The sequence below is a fragment of the Synechococcus sp. R60.1 genome, from assembly GCF_047461835.1.
Taxonomy (GTDB): Bacteria; Cyanobacteriota; Cyanobacteriia; order Thermostichales; family Thermostichaceae; genus Thermostichus.
The window spans coordinates 1-19,683 of record NZ_JANSIA010000008.1 but is presented as its reverse complement, the minus strand read 5'-3'; the positions used below and the strand labels follow the sequence as shown (position 1 = coordinate 19,683).

General features: G+C 58.5%; 19 protein-coding genes. 9 read left to right on the top strand and 10 right to left on the bottom strand.

What is annotated here, in order from left to right; translation table 11 throughout:
- Positions 1-299 precede the first annotated feature (299 nt).
- From NW834_RS02390 to NW834_RS02375, 4 genes are all read right to left on the bottom strand, one after another.
- Positions 300-1,268 (bottom strand): Gfo/Idh/MocA family protein, encoded by a 969-nt coding sequence (locus NW834_RS02390; RefSeq protein ID WP_414419456.1) that lies wholly within the window; start codon positions 1,266-1,268, stop codon positions 300-302.
- Positions 1,269-1,577: 309 nt separating this feature from the next.
- Complete coding sequence (locus NW834_RS02385) at positions 1,578-2,237, bottom strand: (2Fe-2S) ferredoxin domain-containing protein (protein WP_414426208.1); 660 nt, start codon at positions 2,235-2,237, stop codon at positions 1,578-1,580.
- Positions 2,221-2,499, bottom strand: a complete 279-nt coding sequence (locus NW834_RS02380) for an Asr1405/Asl0597 family protein (protein ID WP_414419452.1) — start codon at positions 2,497-2,499, stop codon at positions 2,221-2,223. Before NW834_RS02380 ends, NW834_RS02385 begins: the two co-directional genes overlap by 17 nt.
- Before the next feature lie 123 nt (positions 2,500-2,622).
- Positions 2,623-3,174: a Dps family protein gene (locus NW834_RS02375; RefSeq protein ID WP_414343201.1), complete on the bottom strand. Its 552-nt coding sequence runs from the start codon at positions 3,172-3,174 to the stop codon at positions 2,623-2,625.
- A gap of 422 nt (positions 3,175-3,596) precedes the next feature.
- Between NW834_RS02375 and NW834_RS02370 the strand changes: the two genes are divergently transcribed.
- Entirely contained in the window at positions 3,597-4,724 is a 1,128-nt protein-coding gene (locus tag NW834_RS02370; RefSeq protein WP_414419453.1) for a YcjF family protein, read from the top strand.
- Here the strand turns inward: NW834_RS02370 and NW834_RS02365 are convergent.
- Both NW834_RS02365 and hslO read right to left on the bottom strand, forming a co-directional pair.
- Positions 4,716-5,720 (bottom strand): glycosyltransferase family 2 protein, encoded by a 1,005-nt coding sequence (locus tag NW834_RS02365; protein WP_414349686.1) that lies wholly within the window; start codon positions 5,718-5,720, stop codon positions 4,716-4,718. The two genes, NW834_RS02370 and NW834_RS02365, sit on opposite strands and share 9 nt — an antisense overlap.
- Positions 5,721-5,767: 47 nt before the next feature.
- Positions 5,768-6,658 (bottom strand): Hsp33 family molecular chaperone HslO, encoded by an 891-nt coding sequence (gene hslO / locus NW834_RS02360; protein WP_414328989.1) that lies wholly within the window; start codon positions 6,656-6,658, stop codon positions 5,768-5,770.
- Positions 6,659-7,000: 342 nt separating this feature from the next.
- Here hslO and NW834_RS02355 point away from each other — a divergent pair, with 342 nt between their 5' ends.
- The 4 genes from NW834_RS02355 (at position 7,001) to NW834_RS02340 (ending at position 9,600) form a co-directional block, all read left to right on the top strand.
- The gene (locus NW834_RS02355) at positions 7,001-7,486 is read left to right on the top strand and encodes an allophycocyanin (RefSeq protein WP_414331342.1); all 486 of its coding nucleotides are present in this window, start codon (positions 7,001-7,003) and stop codon (positions 7,484-7,486) included.
- A 63-nt stretch (positions 7,487-7,549) separates the two neighbouring features.
- The gene (apcB, locus tag NW834_RS02350) at positions 7,550-8,035 is read left to right on the top strand and encodes an allophycocyanin subunit beta (RefSeq protein WP_414373367.1); all 486 of its coding nucleotides are present in this window, start codon (positions 7,550-7,552) and stop codon (positions 8,033-8,035) included.
- 167 nt (positions 8,036-8,202) lie between these two features.
- Positions 8,203-8,406, top strand: a complete 204-nt coding sequence (locus NW834_RS02345; protein WP_414373364.1) for a phycobilisome linker polypeptide — start codon at positions 8,203-8,205, stop codon at positions 8,404-8,406.
- 132 nt (positions 8,407-8,538) lie between these two features.
- Positions 8,539-9,600, top strand: coding sequence for an ABC transporter ATP-binding protein (locus tag NW834_RS02340; RefSeq protein ID WP_414373362.1), 1,062 nt, complete (start codon positions 8,539-8,541; stop codon positions 9,598-9,600).
- Here NW834_RS02340 and NW834_RS02335 read toward each other — a convergent pair.
- Positions 9,597-11,237 carry a 2-isopropylmalate synthase gene (locus tag NW834_RS02335; protein ID WP_414373361.1) on the bottom strand — a complete coding sequence of 547 codons (1,641 nt, stop codon included), beginning with the start codon at positions 11,235-11,237 and terminating at the stop codon, positions 9,597-9,599. The genes NW834_RS02340 and NW834_RS02335 overlap by 4 nt on opposite strands.
- A gap of 59 nt (positions 11,238-11,296) precedes the next feature.
- Positions 11,297-12,217, bottom strand: coding sequence for an arylamine N-acetyltransferase family protein (locus NW834_RS02330; RefSeq protein WP_414419454.1), 921 nt, complete (start codon positions 12,215-12,217; stop codon positions 11,297-11,299).
- Positions 12,218-12,499: 282 nt separating this feature from the next.
- Here NW834_RS02330 and NW834_RS02325 point away from each other — a divergent pair, with 282 nt between their 5' ends.
- The 3 genes from NW834_RS02325 (at position 12,500) to NW834_RS02315 (ending at position 17,275) form a co-directional block, all read left to right on the top strand.
- A complete protein-coding gene (locus tag NW834_RS02325) occupies positions 12,500-12,781 on the top strand; it encodes a MoaD/ThiS family protein (protein ID WP_414408120.1) in 282 nt (93 codons plus the stop codon).
- 59 nt (positions 12,782-12,840) lie between these two features.
- Entirely contained in the window at positions 12,841-14,979 is a 2,139-nt protein-coding gene (locus NW834_RS02320) for a polyribonucleotide nucleotidyltransferase (protein WP_414349690.1), read from the top strand.
- 175 nt (positions 14,980-15,154) lie between these two features.
- Entirely contained in the window at positions 15,155-17,275 is a 2,121-nt protein-coding gene (locus NW834_RS02315) for a CHASE2 domain-containing protein (RefSeq protein ID WP_414426207.1), read from the top strand.
- Between the two features lie 340 nt (positions 17,276-17,615).
- Here NW834_RS02315 and NW834_RS02310 read toward each other — a convergent pair whose 3' ends face one another.
- On the bottom strand, positions 17,616-17,837 hold the full coding sequence (locus NW834_RS02310; RefSeq protein WP_414413991.1) for a high light inducible protein: 222 nt from the start codon (positions 17,835-17,837) through the stop codon (positions 17,616-17,618).
- A gap of 199 nt (positions 17,838-18,036) precedes the next feature.
- Between NW834_RS02310 and NW834_RS02305 the strand changes: the two genes are divergently transcribed.
- Entirely contained in the window at positions 18,037-18,519 is a 483-nt protein-coding gene (locus tag NW834_RS02305) for a pyridoxamine 5'-phosphate oxidase family protein (protein ID WP_414413990.1), read from the top strand.
- Between the two features lie 67 nt (positions 18,520-18,586).
- Here NW834_RS02305 and NW834_RS02300 read toward each other — a convergent pair whose 3' ends face one another.
- Entirely contained in the window at positions 18,587-19,525 is a 939-nt protein-coding gene (locus tag NW834_RS02300) for an alpha/beta fold hydrolase (RefSeq protein ID WP_414399941.1), read from the bottom strand.
- Positions 19,526-19,683: the final 158 nt, after the last annotated feature.

Sequence of the window (19,683 nt, the reverse complement as noted above, 5' to 3'; positions counted from 1 at the left end):
AGACGCCCAACATCCGCCTCAAGACGCTTGTCCCTGCCTCAATCATGACCAGCCTTCCCCGCCATCCTGTCTATTTTCAGGGATCCCTGTATTGCCAGTATGGTCATTTCAATTAAACTAGGGCACTGCACCCACACCTAAAACTCTGAGTGCAGCAGGCTATAGGGCTTTATCAAGGACTCCGTCCCGCTGGCGCGATCAGCAGCCCAGGCGTCTCACCTTAACCTGAAATGACCATAACATCCCAGTGAAACTCCCCATTGCGTAGCTCCCCTCTCTCAAGGGGAGAGGGACTTCCCTTAGGGCCAATCCTGAACGCAAACCACCTGCTGGGTTTGGGCAGATCGCTCGGCTGCCTCGGCCACCGCCAGGGCGTGGAGCATGTTTTCAGTATGGATATAGAGGGGTCTGCCGTGGCGCAGGTGATCCAGCACCATGCGGGTGTCTTGCTCGAACAGGCCGTGGCGGGATCCCGTCTCTAGAGGGTGGGCGCTGCCGGGCCGCAGCAACGTTGCCTCTTCGCCGTTGATCAATAGGCCCCCCCGTTGACCGTGGAACTCCAGTAGCCGCTGCGAGCACCACAGGGAATCCCCCTTGCCATAGGTCAACACCGCCAGCAACCCACTGGCAAAACTCAGCTGGGCTGTGCAGTAGCAACTGCTGTAGCGGTGGGGCAGATCCGGCCCGTCGTAGCGCAGTTGGCAGCTCACCCGTTCCACCTTGCCCAACAAGTCCACCAAGCGGTGGATGCGAGAAACAGCCCCCATGAGGGGGAAGCCAAACAACTCAGGCCGATAGGTCCAGCGATCGGGGGCGGGGTGGGTGGCGGTGAGAGTGATGTAGCGAACGGCAAACAGCTTGCCCAACCCTTCCAGCTCTTGTTTCAGCAACCGGTGAACGCCGCTAATTAGCTCGATGTGTTCGACGTGCAGCAGCACTTGCCGCTCGGCTGCCAATTGCACCAAGGAACGCGCTTCGGCAGCGCTGAGGGCGAGGGGATATTCCACGACGGTGTGGATCCCTGCCTCCAGAGCAGCACGGGCAATGGCGGCATGATCCCGATTGATGGTGCTGACAAAAACCAGATCCAGCCGCTGCTCGCCCAACAGAGAAGACCAGTCCGAATAGGCGACGGCCCCCAACTCGGCGGCAAAAGCATCGCTCCGGTCGGGAGCTCGACCGGCAACAGCGACAATCTGCACTTGCCCATCTTTGCGCAAGGCCTCGGCCCGTGAGCGAGCTGCGTAGCCGGTGCCGATGATCCCCACCCGCAAGGTTTGTTCCCTCCCCTAGCCTGCCTCTGTCTGTAGCATCACACAGGAGGGATCCCTTCCACCAGCTGGCAATCGGGATCTCGCTCTCCCCAGGTCTACTGCTGCACCCTTTGCACCATTCATTTCCGATTGCAGCAACCTGTGTGATTGTGTTGGCTCTCCTCTCCCGGGGGGCAAGGGCAGTCAATTGCAGCCCACCACCGGGAAAAAGAAAGGAATCTGTCTCAAACCAACCCAAAGCGGCTCCTCTGCAGAAGGAAAATCACTCGTGCCCGCCCCACAGAGCCGTTCGCCGATGGAGGGTCAGCGTGGGCATTGGGAAGAAGCCGCTGTCTCAACCTGCTGTACCCGCGACGCAATGGCAAAATGCCGCTCCAACAGATCCGGGATCCCTTGGGGGGAAACGCCGCTATAACGGGCTTTGTCGGGCATAAACACCACATGGGGGCCCCGTTTGCAATCTTTCATGCAGCCCACCCCCTGCACGCAAATCGAACCAGAGTAGGCGGCCAAGTGGGCGTTCAGGGCTTGCATCACCGCTCCGGCCCCACGCCGATAACAGTCGGATTTCTGGCAGACCAGCACCTTACCTTTGATGTCTGTACCTTTGATATCTCCTTTGATATCTGTGATGTTTGGAGCAACCGGTTCGGAAGCTGCCTCAGCCCCAGAAGCCGAAGACAAACCCCCCGCCCTCTCTCCGAGGGGAACCACCCGGTAAAGCACCCACTTCTCTCGCCCTTTGTGCGAATCCACCTCCCGCTCCCCACAGATCTGCACGGTGTCTCCAGGTTTGAGGGTGCGGTAGAGGGCAGAACGCAGGGGCTTGGGGATCTTGCCGGAAAAAATGTCAGCCCCAGCCTGCCAACGCAGGTACTTGAGCTTGCCATCCTTATCGGGAAGAAATCCCAAAAACCGGCCTTCCGACTCAAACGGGATCCCTTGCTTAGGGAACTTGCTCATCTTGACCCCCAGCCTCTGTGTTGAGCTGCCAACAAACCTCTAGGCCATCCAATAACTCCTGTCGCCGCGCTGTGTGCTGACGGATCACACTGCGCACCTGTAGAACGGCCAATGGAGTACTCGCCTCCACCCGCAGACGGCCATCTCCCGTACAAACTGCCGGGATCCCCAATTCCATCAGCCGCCGACCAACGCGCCAGCGCTCGCCCAGAGGAATGTTCAAGAGATAGCCGCGCTCAGAGTCCAGAAAGACGGGGTTCATGGCCGGGATCAGCACCTCAGAGTAAAGAATAGTGAAGAGATGAAACAAATTCTCAATAGCCTTTCAAAAAAAAGCCAGAGGTCGGAAACCAGGCAGGCTCAAGCCCACCTGTGGACCTTCTGGCTAGGCTCTGCCGTTCATCAAGCCAAAGACCAGGCTGTCGTTGGCCAGGAAGTGATGGAGATGGAAGGCGCGATCCTCTGTCTTCAACAGGATCTGCTCGTAGAGGTAGCGAGTGGCCCGATCCCCAAGGCTCTCCGCCTGGGCTGCCTGTCGCCGCAGCAGATCGATGATGGCCTGCTCTGCCGCCAGGTCGTTCATTAACATTTGCCGCGCCCCAAAAGCTCCATCCGGCTCAGGGGTAAAGCAGCAAAGCTGGGCCAAGGTGGCAAAGCTGGCTACCGGCACACCTCCCAGCCCTTCTAGGCGTTCTCCCAGGTCGTGGACATGCTCCCTCGCCTGCTCGTAGTGATCTTTGAAGAGTTGGTGCAGCGGATAGAACTCAGTGCCTTCTACCACGAAGTGATGCTTTTGGTACTGCAAGTACAGCCCCTGGAAGCTGGCCAGCAGGGCGTTCATCCCCTCGCAAACCGGCTGGGTTATCTCAGTGCCAAGCAAGACAGGATTGTCGCGCACGCTGTTGAAAGACTGGCGCAGGGTTGAAGTTTCGGACATAAAACTCTCCAGCACAAGTTAAAAGGAGCTGTGAATCCTAGAGCGCCCGCCACAACGGGCCTGGGATCCTTGGGTGTTTATCTCCAAATCTAGCATAGTGCAGAAAATGGCTCTTGTGAATAACTCTCAATAAGCCCGTTGTTGCAGATCCCTTTGGAGTGGGATCAGGGCGCAGACAGATTGGCTCTTGGCTAGGTCAGTCTCCGGTATCGGAAGAAACTTGGCAGTAGGATCCGCCCTGAACTACCTTTGTGGGGCTATCGGCCTTAGGGGAAGAAGCAAGAAGCATGTCTCAGAAAAGCCCATCCTTCTTAGAGAAACTGACTGACCTAACCCGCCAAATTGTTGACCGTGCCCGAGGCATCCCAGAAGCTTCTGAATCTCTCGAGAAGCCAGAAGCCTTTAAGTCTTTCTGGAATTCGGTGTCTCAGATACTACAGAAGGACCTCCTAGAGGCGCAGACAGAGTTGGGCCACTGCAACATCCTGGTCATTGGCAAAAGCGGGGTGGGCAAGAGCACCTTGATCAATGCAGTGTTTAGAGATGAGCTGGCCCGTACCGGTGTTGGCAGCCCCGTCACCCGCCACATTCGTCAGTATTCCAAGCCAGGTTGCCCAATCACCATCTACGATACACCTGGCATGGAACTAGACGGTGAACAGAATCAGCAAGTTCGCCTGGAGGTTTCCCAGCTTATCGAGGAGCTGCGCTTTAAGGATCCTGAACATCACATCCATCTTGTTTGGTACTGCCTCCACCACGAACTGAAGCGGTTGGAGGAAGTTGAACGCAAATGGCTAAAGGAGTTGGAACTCAAAGACGTTCCCGTCATCTTGGTCTTAACCCAATGCTTGGAATATCCCAATCCTGAAGAGAGCGAGTTTTTCCGGTATTTGCAGCATCAAAATTTGCCTGTCCGCTACATTGTTCCCGTTTTGGCCCGCAACAAGGCGATTAACCGGCAAATTACCATTCCTGCCCACGGGCTGGAGCACCTAATTGGCTGCACGCTAGAGCTTTTGCCGGAAGTGGCTCGCCTTGCCTTTATCCGCCAGCAATTGCTGCGGGTGGATCTCAAAGCCGAGGCTGCCTTTAAGTACGTATCAGGCTATGTGGCCAGTGCAGCGTTTATCGGGGCAGTGCCCCTTCCCTTTGCAGATGCCCCTCTGTTGGTTACAGCCCAAGCAGGCATGATTGCCAATATCAGCTTTATTTTTGGCTTCGAGGCTTCCCCTTCTTTTTACTACTCTTTGATAGCCGCTTTGGCAGGCACTACAATTACAACAGCAATCGGGCGAACGATTGTGTCCAACTTGCTGAAGATGATTCCCGGCTCGGGGATTGTAGGCAGCGCTATCCAATCCACTACGGCAGCCACCCTCACTCTCTCTCTGGGCCTGGCCTATATCGAGCTGATGAAGGCCATCGCCCGCGCCAAAATCCAAGGGATCCAGCTATCTCCAGAAGAGATGAAAGATATCTTTATACGCGAGTACCAAAGTTATGTTGCCTCGGGATCCAAAACTCTGAAAGATGACTTTTCATCCTAGCTTTTGCGTAGGTACTGAATCTAGGGCAGGGGAAGGTCGTGGGGTCTCAAACCCAAAGGTGCCATCGACCAGGTAGAGGGGGCGGCCTTTCACTTCTTCAAAAACGCGGCCTAAATACTCGCCAATCACGCCCAAGCTGATCAGCTGGATCCCGCCCAAAAACAAGATCATCACCGCTAAAGAGGCATAGCCAGGTACATCGGAGCCAAAGAGCAAGGTGCGGATGATGAGAAAAAGGCCATACAAAAAGGCTGGAACCGAGATCGCCAACCCTATGTAGCTCCACACCCGCAACGGCCAAGAGCTAAAAGAGGTGATGCCTTCTATGGCTAGGTTCCACAGCCGCCAGTAGTTCCACTGGGTTTTGCCGCGAAAGCGGGGGGCGCGATCGTAAAAAATGGCCGTTTGCCGGTAGCCCACCCAGGCAAAGATCCCTTTCATAAAGCGGGTGCGCTCTCGCAGCTGTTTAACTGCCTCCACCACCTGCCGATCCAGCAGTCGAAAATCCCCCGTATTGCGCGGGATCCGCACCTGGCTGAGTTGATCAATCAACCAATAGAAGCCGTTGGCTGTAAAGCGTTTTAGCCAGCTCTCCCCGCGGCGGCTGCGGCGCACCGCATAAACCACCTGATAGCCCTGCCGCCACTGCTGCAGCATCTCCGGGATCAGCTCCGGCGGATCTTGCAAGTCGGCATCGATGGGAACAACAGCTCGACCAGAGGCGTGATCGAGGCCGGCAGTAAGGGCGATCTCCTTGCCATAGCAACGGGAAAGGTTCACCACTTTGATACGGGGATCCCGACGATGGAAGGCAATGAGCTTTTCCAGCGTGTTGTCTTGGCTGCCATCGTTGACGCAGATAATCTCGTAGGGGATCCCCAGCGGCTCCAAGGTAAGTTGCAGGCGTTCGAACAGGTGTTCCAGGTTGTCCGCCTCATTTTTGCAGGGGACAACAACCGATAATTCAACCAACTCAACCGGGGGCTCAGACAACATCGAGAGGTGTCAGAATCGGGATCCCGTAGTTGGCCATCATTGTGCCATCAGGGGGTGGCCGACATCTCCGCCACAATCGAGCGCAGCTCGTCTTCCGAGATGCGGTAGACCTCGTTGCAGAATTGGCAAACCGCTTCTGCCCCCTTGTCGGTGTGGATCATATCGAGCAACTCGTCCCGCCCCAGCATGCGCAGAGCCCCCTTCACCCGGTCGGAATTGCACTTGCAGTAGAAGCGGATGGTGCGCATTTCCGGCGCAATTTTCAGATCCAAGTCGCCCAGGCAGATTTGCAACAGCTCCCGCAAGCCGCCGCCACCAGCCAACATCGGGCTAAATTCTTCCACTTTGGCCAAACGGGCTTCCATCTCTGGGATCAGACTGGCCGGCGCCCCTGGCATCAGCTGCAACAACACTCCGCCGGCGGCGCGTACCCGCTGTGAGTCGAGATTTACTCCCAGAAGGACTGCCGAGGGAATCTGCTCTGAGGAGGAGAGGTAGTAGGTGATGTCGTCTCCCACCTCTCCCGAAACCAGCTCCACCGCGCTGGTGTAAGGCTGGCCATACCCCAGATCCCGCAGCACATGGAGGTAGCCATAGCGCCCAACGGCTTGGCCCACATCCAACTTGCTCTCGGCAGTGAGAGGAAGCTCAATGGCGGGGTTGCTCACATACCCGCGTACCGTGCCATCCAAGCCGGCATCCACCCAGATGTTGCCCAAGGGGCCATTCCCTTTCAGTTGCAGGTTAATCCGCGCCTGGCGTCGCTTCAAGTTGGCCGCCAGCAACAGGGCTGCGCTCATGGCCCGCCCCAAGGCCACTGTCGCCACATAGGAGAGCTTGTGCCGCTCCCTTGCCTCTTGTACCGCCTGGGTGGCCACCAAGCCCACCACTCGGATTTTGCCTTCTGCCGCCGTGGCCCGGATGAGGTGATCCGGCAGAGATGAGGGCGTACCCTCAGAAATACCTTTCGCTCGCTTCAATCGTTCTGACCCAGAGGCATCCGTCATCGCAACCTCAACGCATGTCTTAAACCAAGCCTGCAGGGATCCCCTGGCGACTCAGCCTTCATTCTAAGTGAGTCTAAGTGAGATTGTAGCCCCTCTCTTGCCGGACTTTGGGGAGGGAACTGCCCTGTCGGGGCGGGAATGGGACTGTCCCTTTTCTGGGAGAGATTTTAAGAAGTGTGAAGATCTGAGATGGCAGACGGCAAGCATATCGGAAAATAGCTTGCGGGTATGCTCGTCATACTCTTTAAAAAATCGACTTGAGGATGGATATCCATGAGTGTTGTTACGAAATCGATTGTGAACGCGGACGCGGAGGCCCGCTACCTCAGCCCGGGGGAACTGGATCGGATCAAGTCCTTTGTTGCCTCGGGTGAGAAGCGGTTGCGCATTGCTCAAGTCTTAACCGAGTCTCGTGAGCGCATCGTCAAACAAGCTGCCGACCAGCTCTTCCAGAAGCGCCCTGACATTGTCTCTCCGGGGGGCAATGCCTACGGGGAAGAGATGACGGCGACTTGCCTGCGGGATATGGACTACTACCTGCGCCTGATCACCTATGGTGTCATTGCCGGCGATGTCACCCCAATCGAAGAGATCGGCCTGGTGGGTGTTCGCGAGATGTACAACTCTTTGGGCACACCCATTCCGGCGGTGGCCGAGAGCATTCGTCAAATGAAGCAGGTGGCCATGGGTCTGCTCTCTCCTGACGATGCGGCTGAAGCCGGCTACTACTTCGACTTTGTGGTGGGGGCAATGAGCTAATCCCTCATTGTTTTTGCCGCACAACCCTTTGCTGTTCGTCGATTTGGATTTAGGAAGCTCATCATGCAAGACGCAATTACTGCTGTAATCAACAGCTACGATGTTCAAGGCAAGTATCTGGACAGCTCGGCCATGGAGAAGTTGAAAGCCTTCTTCGCCACAGGCGAGCTGCGGGTGCGGGCGGCTGCCACCATCGCGGCCAATGCCTCCACCATCGTCAAGGATGCTGCTGCCAAGGCGTTGCTGTACTCCGATCTCACCCGTCCCGGTGGCAACATGTACACCACCCGTCGCTATGCCGCTTGCATCCGCGACATGGACTACTACCTGCGCTATGCCACCTACGCCATGCTGGCCGGGGATCCCTCTATTCTGGATGAGCGGGTGCTGAACGGACTCAAGGAAACCTACAATTCGCTGGGGGTACCCATTGGGGCCACCATCCAGGCCATCCAAGCCATGAAAGAAGTGACTGCCGCTCTGGTGGGTGCCGATGCCGGCAAGGAAATGGGGGTGTACTTCGATTACATCTGCTCTGGCCTGAGCTAACTGCCAGCGTCATTGCCTCGGCGTGAGGTTCATTGTCCAACGAGCACGACGGGCGATTTGCCACAGGGATCTGGTGTGCTATCTGCGGTACGCGAGCTTTCTGAGGTGAGTCGCCTGTTCTGCTGGTCGAGATAGCCCATTTCGTTGTTGAGCAGGGATCCCATATCATGCGCATGTTTAAGATCACGGCCTGTGTGCCCAGCCAAACCCGGATTCGCACTCAGCGGGAGCTGCAAAATACCTACTTCACCAAGCTGGTGCCCTACGACAACTGGTTTCGGGAGCAGCAGCGCATCCAGAAATCGGGTGGCCGCATCCTGAAGGTGGAGCTGGCCACGGGTAAGCCCGGGATGGATGTAGGACTGTTGTAGTTCCCCTATCCAGTCGTTCCTTTCCCTCAGATACTGAGAATAGCCCTCTCCAGATCCGGTATGCCCAGCTCCAGAAGATTTGCCCTTGGGGTTGGGGTAGCGGGTCTGGCTATTTCGTGGGGGTAAGGACAGATGTCAACTGATGTTCCGACCCGGTTGGAGCCAATCATTGCCGCCCACAACCTGAGCAAAGTTTATCCAGTGGCCGTCAAGGATCCCGGAGTGGTTGGCACCTTGCGCCACTTTTTTCGTCGCACCTATCGCTACATCCCGGCGGTGCAGTCCGTGAGCTTTCAAGTTCAGCCGGGGGAGATGGTGGGATTCTTGGGGCCCAACGGGGCGGGCAAGACCACGACCCTCAAGATGTTGACCGGTTTAATCTATCCGTCCGGCGGCACGGTGCAGGTGGTCGGCCATGTGCCCTACCGCCGGGAGCCGGCTTTTTTGCGGCAGATCACCCTGGTGATGGGACAGAAGCAGCAGCTCATCTGGGATCTGCCGGCGATGGACTCTCTGCGCATCAACGCTGCCGTTTACGAGATCCCCGAAAAAGAGTTTCAAACTCGGGTGGGGGAGCTGGCAGAGCTGCTCGACCTAGAAAGCAAGCTGAAGCAACCGGTGCGCAAGCTCTCGCTGGGGGAGCGGATGAAGGCGGAGCTGTTGGCGGCTCTGTTGCACCGCCCGCAGATTTTGTTTTTGGACGAGCCCACCTTGGGGTTGGATGTCAACGCTCAGGCCGGTGTGCGGCAATTTCTGCGGGACTACAACCGCCGCTACGGAGCAACGGTGCTGTTGACCAGCCATTACATGGCCGATATTACTGCGCTGTGCCAACGGGTGCTGGTCATCAACGCGGGGCAGCTCATCTACGATGGCGACCTCGAGGGGCTGCTGGAGCGCTTTGCCCCCTACCGAGAGGTGAAGTTGGAATTGGCCCGCCCTTGCCCTGTGGCTCAACTGCAGCTGTATGGAGAGGTGCGCACGGATGGAGAGGCCGGCGGCTGTGAGGCGCGGCTTTGGGTGCAGCGGGAGCAGCTTACCCAGACGGTGGCGAAGCTGTTGGCGGAGCTGGAGGTGCTGGATCTAACGGTAACCGACCCGCCCATTGAGGAAGTGATCGGGCGGGTGTTTGCGGACGGGATCCCTTCTGGCAGCCCCCAAAGCGTTCGCACCAGCGGTGCAGAGCACCTTTAGATTTTTTGTGTGGCGGCCTCCCGTTGTTCAGGAGTGGAGCGCGCCGCATGCAGCGCAGAGTAGAGCTTGTTGAGGGCATTCATATAGGCTTGGGCAGAAGCGACAATGATGTCGGTGTTGGCGGCATGGCCGGAAAAGATGCGGTCTTCGTGGCGCAGGCGGATGGTGACTTCCCCAATGGCGTCGATGCCAGCGGTAACCGATTGGACGGAAAACTCGATCAGCTTGTTGGGGATATTGACGATGCGGTTGATGGCCTTGTACACCGCATCCACCGGGCCTGTGCCCACAGCAGCGTCCACCCGCTCTTCTCCTTCCGGGGTTACCAGCCGCACCGTGGCGGTGGGAGCTTCCCGATTGCCACACACCACTTGCACATGCTCCAGGCGATAGAGCTCCGGCACCGGGCGAGTTTCGTCGTTAACAATCGCTTCCAGATCCAGGTCGGAGATTTCTTTTTTCTTGTCGGCCAGTTCTTTGAAGCGCAAGAAGGCTCTGTTCAGATCTTGCTCCGACAGCTCGAATCCCAGTTCTTTCAGGCGGGTGCGGAAGGCATTGCGGCCCGAGTGCTTGCCCAACACCAAGGTGCTCGATTGCAGGCCGATGGTCTGGGCGTCCATGATCTCGTAGGTCTGGCGGTTCTTCAACATGCCGTCCTGGTGGATGCCGGATTCGTGGGCAAAGGCGTTGGAGCCGACGATGGCCTTGTTGGGCTGCACCAACATGCCGGTGAGGTTAGAGACCAGGCGGGAGGTGCGATAGATCTCCTGGGTTTTGATGTGGGTGAGAGGCTTCTCGGAGTCCACCGGCAGGCCGAAGTAGGGGTTGAAGTAGCTGCGCCGCACGTGCAGGGCCATCACCAACTCTTCCAGCGCTGTGTTGCCGGCCCGCTCACCAATGCCGTTGACCGTCACTTCCACCTGACGTGCGCCCTGCTTGATCGCTTCCAAGAAGTTGGCCACCGAGACGCCCAGATCGTCGTGGCCATGCACGGAAAGGATCGCTTGCTTAATGTTGGGCACATTTTCGCGGATGCCCTTGATCAGTTGGCCAAACTCCTCCGGCATGACATAGCCGACGGTATCGGGGATGTTGATGGTTGTAGCCCCCGCCCGAATGGCCGCCTCAATCACCTGGTATAGGAACTCGGGATCGGAGCGGGTGGCGTCCATCATGGAGAACTCCACATCGTCCACGAAGGACTTGGCGTAGGCCACCATCTCCTCGGCAATTTGCAGCACTTCGGCGCGGGTTTTGCGCAACTGATACTTCAAGTGAATGTCTGAGGTGGAGATGAAGGTGTGGATGCGGGGCTTGGCAGCAGGCTTCAGGGCGGCGGCGGCGGCCTCAATGTCCGGCTTTAGGGCACGGGCCAGGCTGCAAATCACAGGGCCATCGGGGGTTCCCACCTGCTCGGCCACCTTCTGCACGGCCTCAAAGTCACCAGGGCTGGCATAGGCAAATCCCGCTTCGATGATATCGACGCCCAGCCGGGCCAACTGCCGGGCAATGGCCAGCTTTTCTTCGGTGTTGAGGGTGGCGCCGGGGCACTGCTCCCCGTCTCGCAGGGTGGTGTCGAAAATGAGTACGTGATCCAAAGCTTGGCCATCAAACGCAGCGACCGCGGCAGCATCCATAACGGTTACTGAGATAACGAAACATTGCCTTACTATTTTGACATTAACTGGCAGGGGTTCTAACCTGGCTCGGGGGAGATTGGGGTGGGCTCTGTTAAATTGCCATTTGGCTTGTTTTCCCTGCGTTCCTCGGCGGCAGAAGGAGATGGAGAAAGGTGGATCCCGAAGGCGCAAGCGAGCAGTTGTTCATACTCTTTCTCGTCCTTGAGAGGGCGTTCCCAGCGGCCTTCTGGGGTGGTCTCGATCCACTTGAAAGAGCCATTGGCGCGGGCGGTGAGGGTGACCCGTCCGGTCGGAGTGGCCAGGGTGCAAAGGCGCAGCCGGGTAAACATCGATTCTGGCGAAGTTTGGTGAAAGTGGCACATGGGCTCGAACTCCTGCAGGGAGCGTGGGATCCGATCCAGAAGAAATAGAGTTTTCCAGGTGCGATCCGGCTGTTCCTGCTGAATGAGCCAATAACGGCAAGCAGTGGGATCCCCTGGCCAAGGGGTGAGGCGGTAGCGTCCTTCAGCCTGGGCTTGAATCCCGGGATCCCCCAGCCGCAACGGCTCGCGAAAGGCCTCCCCATACCCCACATCTGCCAGCCAGGCTTCATCGCCGATGTTCACCTGCACAGCCAAGTGGTCGCACTCAGGTCCAAAGCGGACATCGGACTCCGTCGGAGTAGCGCGAACGGCGCGGCTCACCTGTCCTGAGAGCAGGTGTACCGAAAACCCCATTCCCTGCAAGGCAGCGGCCAGCAGGCTGTTCAGCTCAAAGCAAAAGCCGCCCCGCCGCTCTCGGACGATTTTTTGGAACAAGAAATCCCGCTCCAGGCAAATGGCGCGACCCCGATGAATGTCCAGATTTTCAAACGGCACCCTCAGCAGGTGGGCTCGGTGGATCTGGCGGAGGGTTTGCAGGGTGGGCTGGGTGGAGCCAACGTAGCCGATCCGATCCAAGTAGGCCCTGATTTGGGAGGGGGTCAGTGGCTCTAGCATCAGCACAGAAGCCGGTTGGCTGCCAAGCAAGCTTTTGGCCTACCCTAGCCTTGCCCCGGATCCCCGGCCAGAGCTAAAAGAACAGTTTTGTTTGGGCGACGCCCCAACCCCTCACCGGGATCTAGGAGGCGGGTATTTTTTCGCTTCTCCAGAGCCGATTTTTCTGGGGTTGTAGGGATCCCTGATGAGTAGGAGATGGGCAGAGGATTCTGGTGGACGGCCAGGCCCAAGCTTGCCCAAGATGGTTTACAAGACCGTTCAAAGCAGGTGGGAGCACTGTCGATGGTTGCTGCCCAAAATCCAGCCCCCGATGAGCTTTTTTCCATCACGCTGAAGCTCTTTGCCATCTATCAAGAAGTGATCGGACAAACTGAAATGTGCCTGCAGGTGAGCCCCGGTACCACCGTCGGGCAACTGTGCGATCAACTGATCCAGCGCTACCCCAGCTTGGCTCCTTGGCGCTCCCAAACGCGCTTCGGTCTCAACCTCAATTTTGTAGCTGCCGACACTCCCCTATCGGCGGGAGACGAAGTCGTTCTGATCCCTCCGGTCAGCGGGGGCTGAAAAGGAGCAAAAGGAGAATGCTACGATAGCGGCAAGAAAAAAAGAAGGCGAAGCGTTACATGGCAGAATACACTCGGTCGATTTCCTTTTATGGGCGGGAAATTGACATCAATATTGGGCTGATGGCCCCTCAGGCAGGGTGTGGGGTTTGGCTGACTTCGGGCGAAACCTCGATTTTGGTTACCGCCACACGGCAGCCAGGCCGGCCTGGCGTTGATTTTATGCCCTTGTTGGTCGATTACGAAGAGCGCCTCTACGCAGCGGGGCGGATCCCAGGGGGATATCTGCGGCGAGAAGGCCGGCCACCGGAACGGGCCACTTTGATCTCTCGCTTAATAGACCGACCCATTCGTCCGTTGTTCCCAGAATGGCTGCGGGATGATGTGCAGGTGGTGGCCACCACCCTCTCTGTAGATGATACGGTGCCGCCCGATGTGTTGTGTATTTTGGGAGCCTCGTTGGCCATTCACGGTGCTCGCATCCCCTTCAACGGCCCGGTGGCGGCGGTGCGGGTGGGCTTGGTCAAGGATGAATTTATCCTCAACCCCACCTATGCCGAAATTGAGGCGGGCGATCTGGATCTGGTGGTGGCCGGCTGTGCCGATGGCGTGATCATGGTGGAAGCCGGGGCCAACCAACTGCCGGAAAAGGATGTGGTGGAGGCCATCGAGTTTGGTTTTGAGGCCATCCAGGAGCTGCTCAAAGCCCAACAGCAAGTCCTGGCGGATCTCAACATCACCCCGGTAGAGCTGCCCCCTCCCCCCAAAAACGAGGAGCTGATTGCTTTTGTGGAAGAGCAGGCTCAGGAGGGCATTCGCTCCATTCTCAGGCAGTTTTTGGACAAGACCAGCCGGGAACAACAACTGGAGGAGCTCAAGGCCAAGCTGGAGGCCCAAATCCAGGAACGGCCAGAGGGGGATCCCTTGCGGCTCTATCTTCTGGAAAACCCCAAAGAGTTGGACAACCAGTTCAAGGCTCTGCTCAAGAAGCTGATGCGCCAGCAAATCCTGCAAGAGGGGGTGCGGGTGGATGGACGCAAGCTGGACGAGGTGCGACCGGTCTCTTGCCGGGTGGGTTTGATCCCAAGGGTTCACGGCAGTGCCTTGTTCAATCGCGGCCTCACCCAAGTCCTTTCCATTACCACCCTCGGCACCCCCGGCGATGCCCAGGAGCTGGACGACTTGCACCCGGTGGATGAGAAGCGCTACATGCACCACTACAATTTTCCGGGCTTTTCGGTGGGAGAAACGCGGCCTTCACGCTCGCCGGGACGGCGGGAGATCGGTCATGGGGCGCTGGCGGAGCGGGCCTTGGTGCCGGTGCTGCCCAAGGAAGAGGAGTTTCCCTACGTGGTGAGGGTGGTGTCGGAAGTGCTCTCCTCCAATGGTTCCACCTCGATGGGATCCGTCTGTGGCTCTACCCTTTCTCTGATGGATGCTGGGGTGCCGATCAAAGCGCCGGTCAGCGGGGTGGCCATGGGTCTTATCAAGGAGGGGGACGAGGTGCGCATCCTCACCGACATCCAGGGGATCGAGGACTTTCTGGGGGACATGGACTTCAAGGTGGCCGGTACGCGGGCGGGGATCACTGCTTTGCAAATGGACATGAAAATCACCGGCATCACCGTTGACGTGGTGGAGCAGGCCATTCGGCAAGCCAAGGCCGGGCGCGAGTTCATCCTCGACAAGATGCTGGAGACCATTGCCGCCCCTCGACCCCAGTTGGCCAAAACAGCTCCCCGTCTGCTCACGTTCAAGGTGGATCCCGAGGATATCGGCAAGATTATCGGCCCTGGCGGCAAGACGGTGCGCGGCATCACCGAAGCGACGGGGGCCAAGGTGGACATCAGCGACGATGGCACGATCACCGTGTCTTCCTCGGTGGGGGGGCAAGCCGAAGCCGCTCGGGAGATGATCGAAAATCTGGTGCGGCGGGTGGAAGAGGGGCAGGTGTATTTGGGCAAGGTGACCCGCATCATCCCCATCGGCGCTTTTGTGGAGTTTTTGCCCGGCAAAGAAGGCATGATCCACATTTCGCAACTGGCGGAGTACCGCGTCGGCAGGGTGGAAGATGAGGTGGCTGTGGAGGATGAGGTGGTGGTCAAGGTGCGCAGCATCGATCACAAAGGCCGCATCAACCTCACTCGCCTCGGCATTAGCCCTGAGGAAGCAGCGCGGGTGCGCAACCATCACCACTGAGGCTGCGGTTTTCCCCCAGCAACGGGGGGGCCAGGGATCCCCTCGACAGCCGCCGGCAGCGGCCAAAATGGCAGAGAAAACTCCATCGCGACAGCGGTGCGGAGCGCTTTTTAGCTGGCTCGCGTCTGCACTGCCGTTCGTGTGGTCGCGTCAGCGGTGCAAAGCCCTTTGCAATATGCCGGATCCCGTCCCTCCCTTTCTCGTTGGCCAAGGCTATACTTCTCCAGCTCGACTGTCCCCCTCCCGGCGGCGGCTGGGCTGGGCGTTGGCTTGGGGCTTGGGTTGGGCTGCTCTGCTTAACCTTTCTGCTCAGCATCCTTTGTTGGTGCGGATGGAGAGCGACGCCCAGGAGTGGCTGTACGCTTGGCGTGGCCCTCAGCAGCCCTCTCCCGAGGTGGTGATCGTCGGCATTGATGGTCGTATAGGACTCGATCGCGACAGCGGTGCGGAGCACCTTGGCCAAAAGGTTGACTTTCTTCTGGAACGGGCCAACTACGCCGGCCTGACCTTGCGTCTATTGGAAGAAGCCAAGGCCAGGGTGGTGGTGCTGAACCTGCCCAGCAGCTTTGTGGTGCCGCAAAACCTGGGCAACGAGAACTTAGATGCCCCTCTACGTCAGGTGGTACAGCGCTACCCAGATCGCTTGGTCTTGGCCACCCGCAGCAGCGAGAGCTTTGGCCGCTCCGAGATTAACATCTACAACCATTTCCTGCCCTTTTCTTCCCTGCGGCTGGAGTACTTGGTGCCGCCAGAACATGTGCAGGGGGTGGTGCAACATCGGGTAGACAGTGCCGGGATCCTGCGCCAGGCCCAGCTGCGGGGGCTCTACCTGCGCCGCGACAGCCAAGAGGAGCAGATGTTCGCCTCGGTCGAGGCTCTGGCTTTTGCCAAATACGACCCGGAGCGGGCTAGCCGCTGGTTTCGCGAGCGGGGGTTGCAGCCGATCCAATTCAACCCCCTCGGATCCCAGCACGGGATCCCCATCATCCCCATCGAACGGGTTTGCCCTCCAGCTGTTCTCCAGGCAGGATCCGGGTCTGTTGCCCCGATGATCAACCCCAGCCAAGCCTGCCGCGGCCAAGAAGGGATCCCTCCCCTTGACCCCGAAGTTGCCGACCAACTGCGGGACAAAATTGTCCTGGTGGGTTTTGTGGGCGGCTATCCAGAGACCTTCCCAGTGCGGACTGCGGATGGATCCCAGATTGCGGCGGTGGAGTTGCAGGCGCAAGTCCTCTCCAGCCTGCTCACCGGAGAGGTCTACCAATCCGTGCCGGGGGGGGTGGCGGCTGCGGTGGTTTTGCTGCTGGGAGTGGGAACGGGACTGCTCTTGGTGCTTTATCGTCCCCCCCTACGTTCGCGTCAGCGGTGCGGAGCACTTTTGAGCCCTTGGGGCTGGAAGCAACAGCAGTTTCTCCTGCGACCTGTGGTGGGGCTTGCCGTTTACGAAGGGTGGGCTGTGGCCCAGTTTCTGCTGGGGCGTTGGGTTTGGCCTCTCGTCTTGCCGGCCCTGGCCAGTGGGCTAACGGGGGTGAGCCTGCTGCTCACTTTGGTCATTGTGGAGAATCAAGAACGGCTCTTGGCCCAGCAACAGGAACTGGAGCGCCTGCGCCGAGCCGAACAGGAGGCCGCCATTGACCAGGCTCGCAAGCTGCTCTACCGAGTAGCCACCGACATTCACGATCGGGAGCTGCAGGAGTTGAAGGTGGTGATGGACGACTTGGAGAGCTTGCAATGGCAGCAGCAGCAAGGCAGGTCGCCCGACCCCGCCGTCTACGATCACCTGCTCGAACAACTGGAGAGGATCGGACGCGGGATCCGGAATCAGCTCAACGATGTGCGCACCCTAGCCGCCAAGCTGCGCATCTCCCCCAGCTTGCGAGAGGGGTTGCATCGCGGCATCGAGATCTATCTGGACGAGCTGATCCAAGCGGGCAGCCTGACGCTGTCTGTGGAGCGCCAACTGCAACCTCTGCAGGAGCCCAACACCGGTGAGTGGTTTGATCAGCGAGAAGACATCTTGCGCTTCTTGCGGGAGGCCATCGGCAATGTCATCGCCCATGTACAACCCCCCAAAGGCAATGCTTCCTTTGTCAAGGTGTCGCTGGCCCAAACGGAGCGCCACTGCTGCCTTTCCGTGGTCAACGATGGTATCGAGTACGCTCCCGGCCTCAGCGGCGGCTACGGCAGCAAGGCCATGAACACCATCGCCCGCTATCTACCCAAGGGATCCTGGCATCGCACCCGCACCCCAGAAGGCCATACCCACGTCGAGCTGCACTGGGAGATGCCGCTCTGAAAGACCTACACAGCACTGAACAGAACAGATTTTTGCTCAGCGCTGTTGCTTTCTTCCTGCTTCAGCAACCCTTGACTAGCGGTAGGTTTTAGACCTACCACCCCGCCAGAGGAGTCTCCACAGGCGTTAGTTCCCCCAGAGCTTGGGGTACATTTCAAACGGTAGCTGGGGTCTAGAAACATAAACTTAACCACCCGCTCTCTGCACACTCGCACAACTGCCTAGCGTTTGCACATCAGGTTGTAGAGAACTGTGCAGCAAAGTGAGGACTCCGTCTCACTATCGCGAACAGTCAATCGGCGATTAGAGACAGCCCTCTTCCTAGGAAGCGTTCTTTGGCTTATCGGCCCAGGGACTGCAGCCAGCCAATCAGGGTGGTACCGGACAGAGCTTCAAACAGGATCAGGGCAACAAAGCCGATCATTGCCAAACGCCCGTTCAAGCGCTCTGCATATTCGGTGAAGCCCACGCGGGGGGTGCTGTCCACATACATTTCCGGCTCGATGGCGTAGTTGTTCAGCCGACCACCTTCTTCGACGACAACGGAGCGATATCGGGTCATAGGGTTCTCCTTGTGCTTTCTTCACCAGCGTAGCTTGCTTTGCGTAGGATTGTAAAGTTTTATTTACAACGTTGTTGACGCCCAATGTTCCGAGCTGCCGGGCAGAGTTCAACCAGGCCAGGAACAGCCTGTAAGCAGGGTTGTGGCTCTTGTCCCAGTACAGGGGAGCTGATAATAGCAAGGGGACTGGAGGACAACCATGTCGGTGCTGGAACAGTTAAATATGCTGCTGGATGGCCAGCCGGTGGCCAGCTTGGCGGTGCTGGAGCAGGGATCCCCGGCGGTGTCGTTGGTGCCTTTTGTGGTGCAGCGGGATCCCTTGCGCTTTGCCATTGTCATCAGCGATCTTTCTGCCCACACCCAGGCTTTGCGGGCGGATCCCCGGGCCGCGCTACTCATCCACGAGCCGCCTACGCCAGGGGATCCCCGCAGTAACCATGCCCTGTCGCGGGTGATGGTGAGCGGAGAAGCCCAGTTTCTCAGCCGCGAAGAGGCGCAAGCGCAGGGGTTTGAGGCCCTCTATCGCGCCAAGTACGAGATTGCCGAGATGATCCTGGGCTTGGCGGATTTTCACTTCTGTCAGATCGTCCCCAAAACTGGTAGCTTCATCCAGGGGTTTGGCCAGGCATTCCGGCTGAGGGGCCCCAACCTGGATCAACTGGAGCACCTTGGTCGGGCGTAGATTATGAGAATTCCAAGGGCAGCCCGCGCCATCCTTGAGCCCAGGGAAGCTCTTGCTGCGCCGCTTCCTAGCTCCCCTCTTCTGGGGGGAGAGAATGGAGTCCTTTCTCAGGTTTTCGGGTGGGATCCCGGATCCAGTCCAACAGCAGCGGGTTGACCAGCTCTGGGGCTTCATCCTGGGGGCAATGGCCGACCCCCGGCAATGGGATGAACCCCACCACGCAAGGAAACTCTGCCAGGGCCCGCCCCAGAGCAATGGGTTCCCAGGGATCCGCTTCCCCCCACAAGATCAAGACGGGACAGGTGAGCTGAGGCAAGAGATCTTCAGCCAAAGGCCCCTGAGAATAGCGCACAAAGGCCAAAAAGACCTCTGCCGCCCCCGGCTCCAAAGCGGGTTTGAGCAAAAGCTGGATCAGCTCCTCGGTAACCGCTTCTTTGCGCCCGTAGGCTTGGAGGAGGATATTGCGAATGGCCCTAGCCTGGGCCACCTGAGCAAAGAAGAAACGACCAAAGGGGGGCCACCCCAGCAGGGATTGCAGCAAAGGGGTAAACTGGCGGCGCAGCCAGGAGACCTGGCCCCGTTTCCGCTCGTGCAATAGCCGCAGCGAGGGATCCAACATCGCTACCCCTAAAACCTGGGCTGGATCCAGAACCGCCGCCTGCAAAGCCACGATGCCCCCAATCGAGTTGCCCACCAGATAGACTGGCTGGCCCACCACCTCTCGGACAAAGTCTGCCACCAGGGATCCCCAGGTCTCGAAGGTGTAGGGCAAAGGGGATCCCGGCAGGGGCTTGGCGGATCCCCCAAACCCCAACAAATCGACCGCATACACCTGACAGTGCTGCCCCAGCTCCGGCAAATTTTTCCGCCAATGGTCGCTGCTGGCCCCGAAGCCATGGATCAGCAACACGGCTGGGCCTGTGGATCCCGACTGTTGGTAGCGAATGGGCTGGTCACGCCAGAGCCAGCGATGCTCTGTGTTCGCGTTGGCGCTGCATGGCAACATGGGGGTGCAGTGTAGGTTTGAGTCAGCGTTGCGATCCTAACCGTTCGCGACAGCGGGACAAAGTCCTTGTGATCGGGGCAAGTAAACTACCCGGCTCCGACCGCTAAGCGGTACGGAGCGGGCTTTCAGTAGCCCTGAGCCTGCTCTGCTCTACCAGA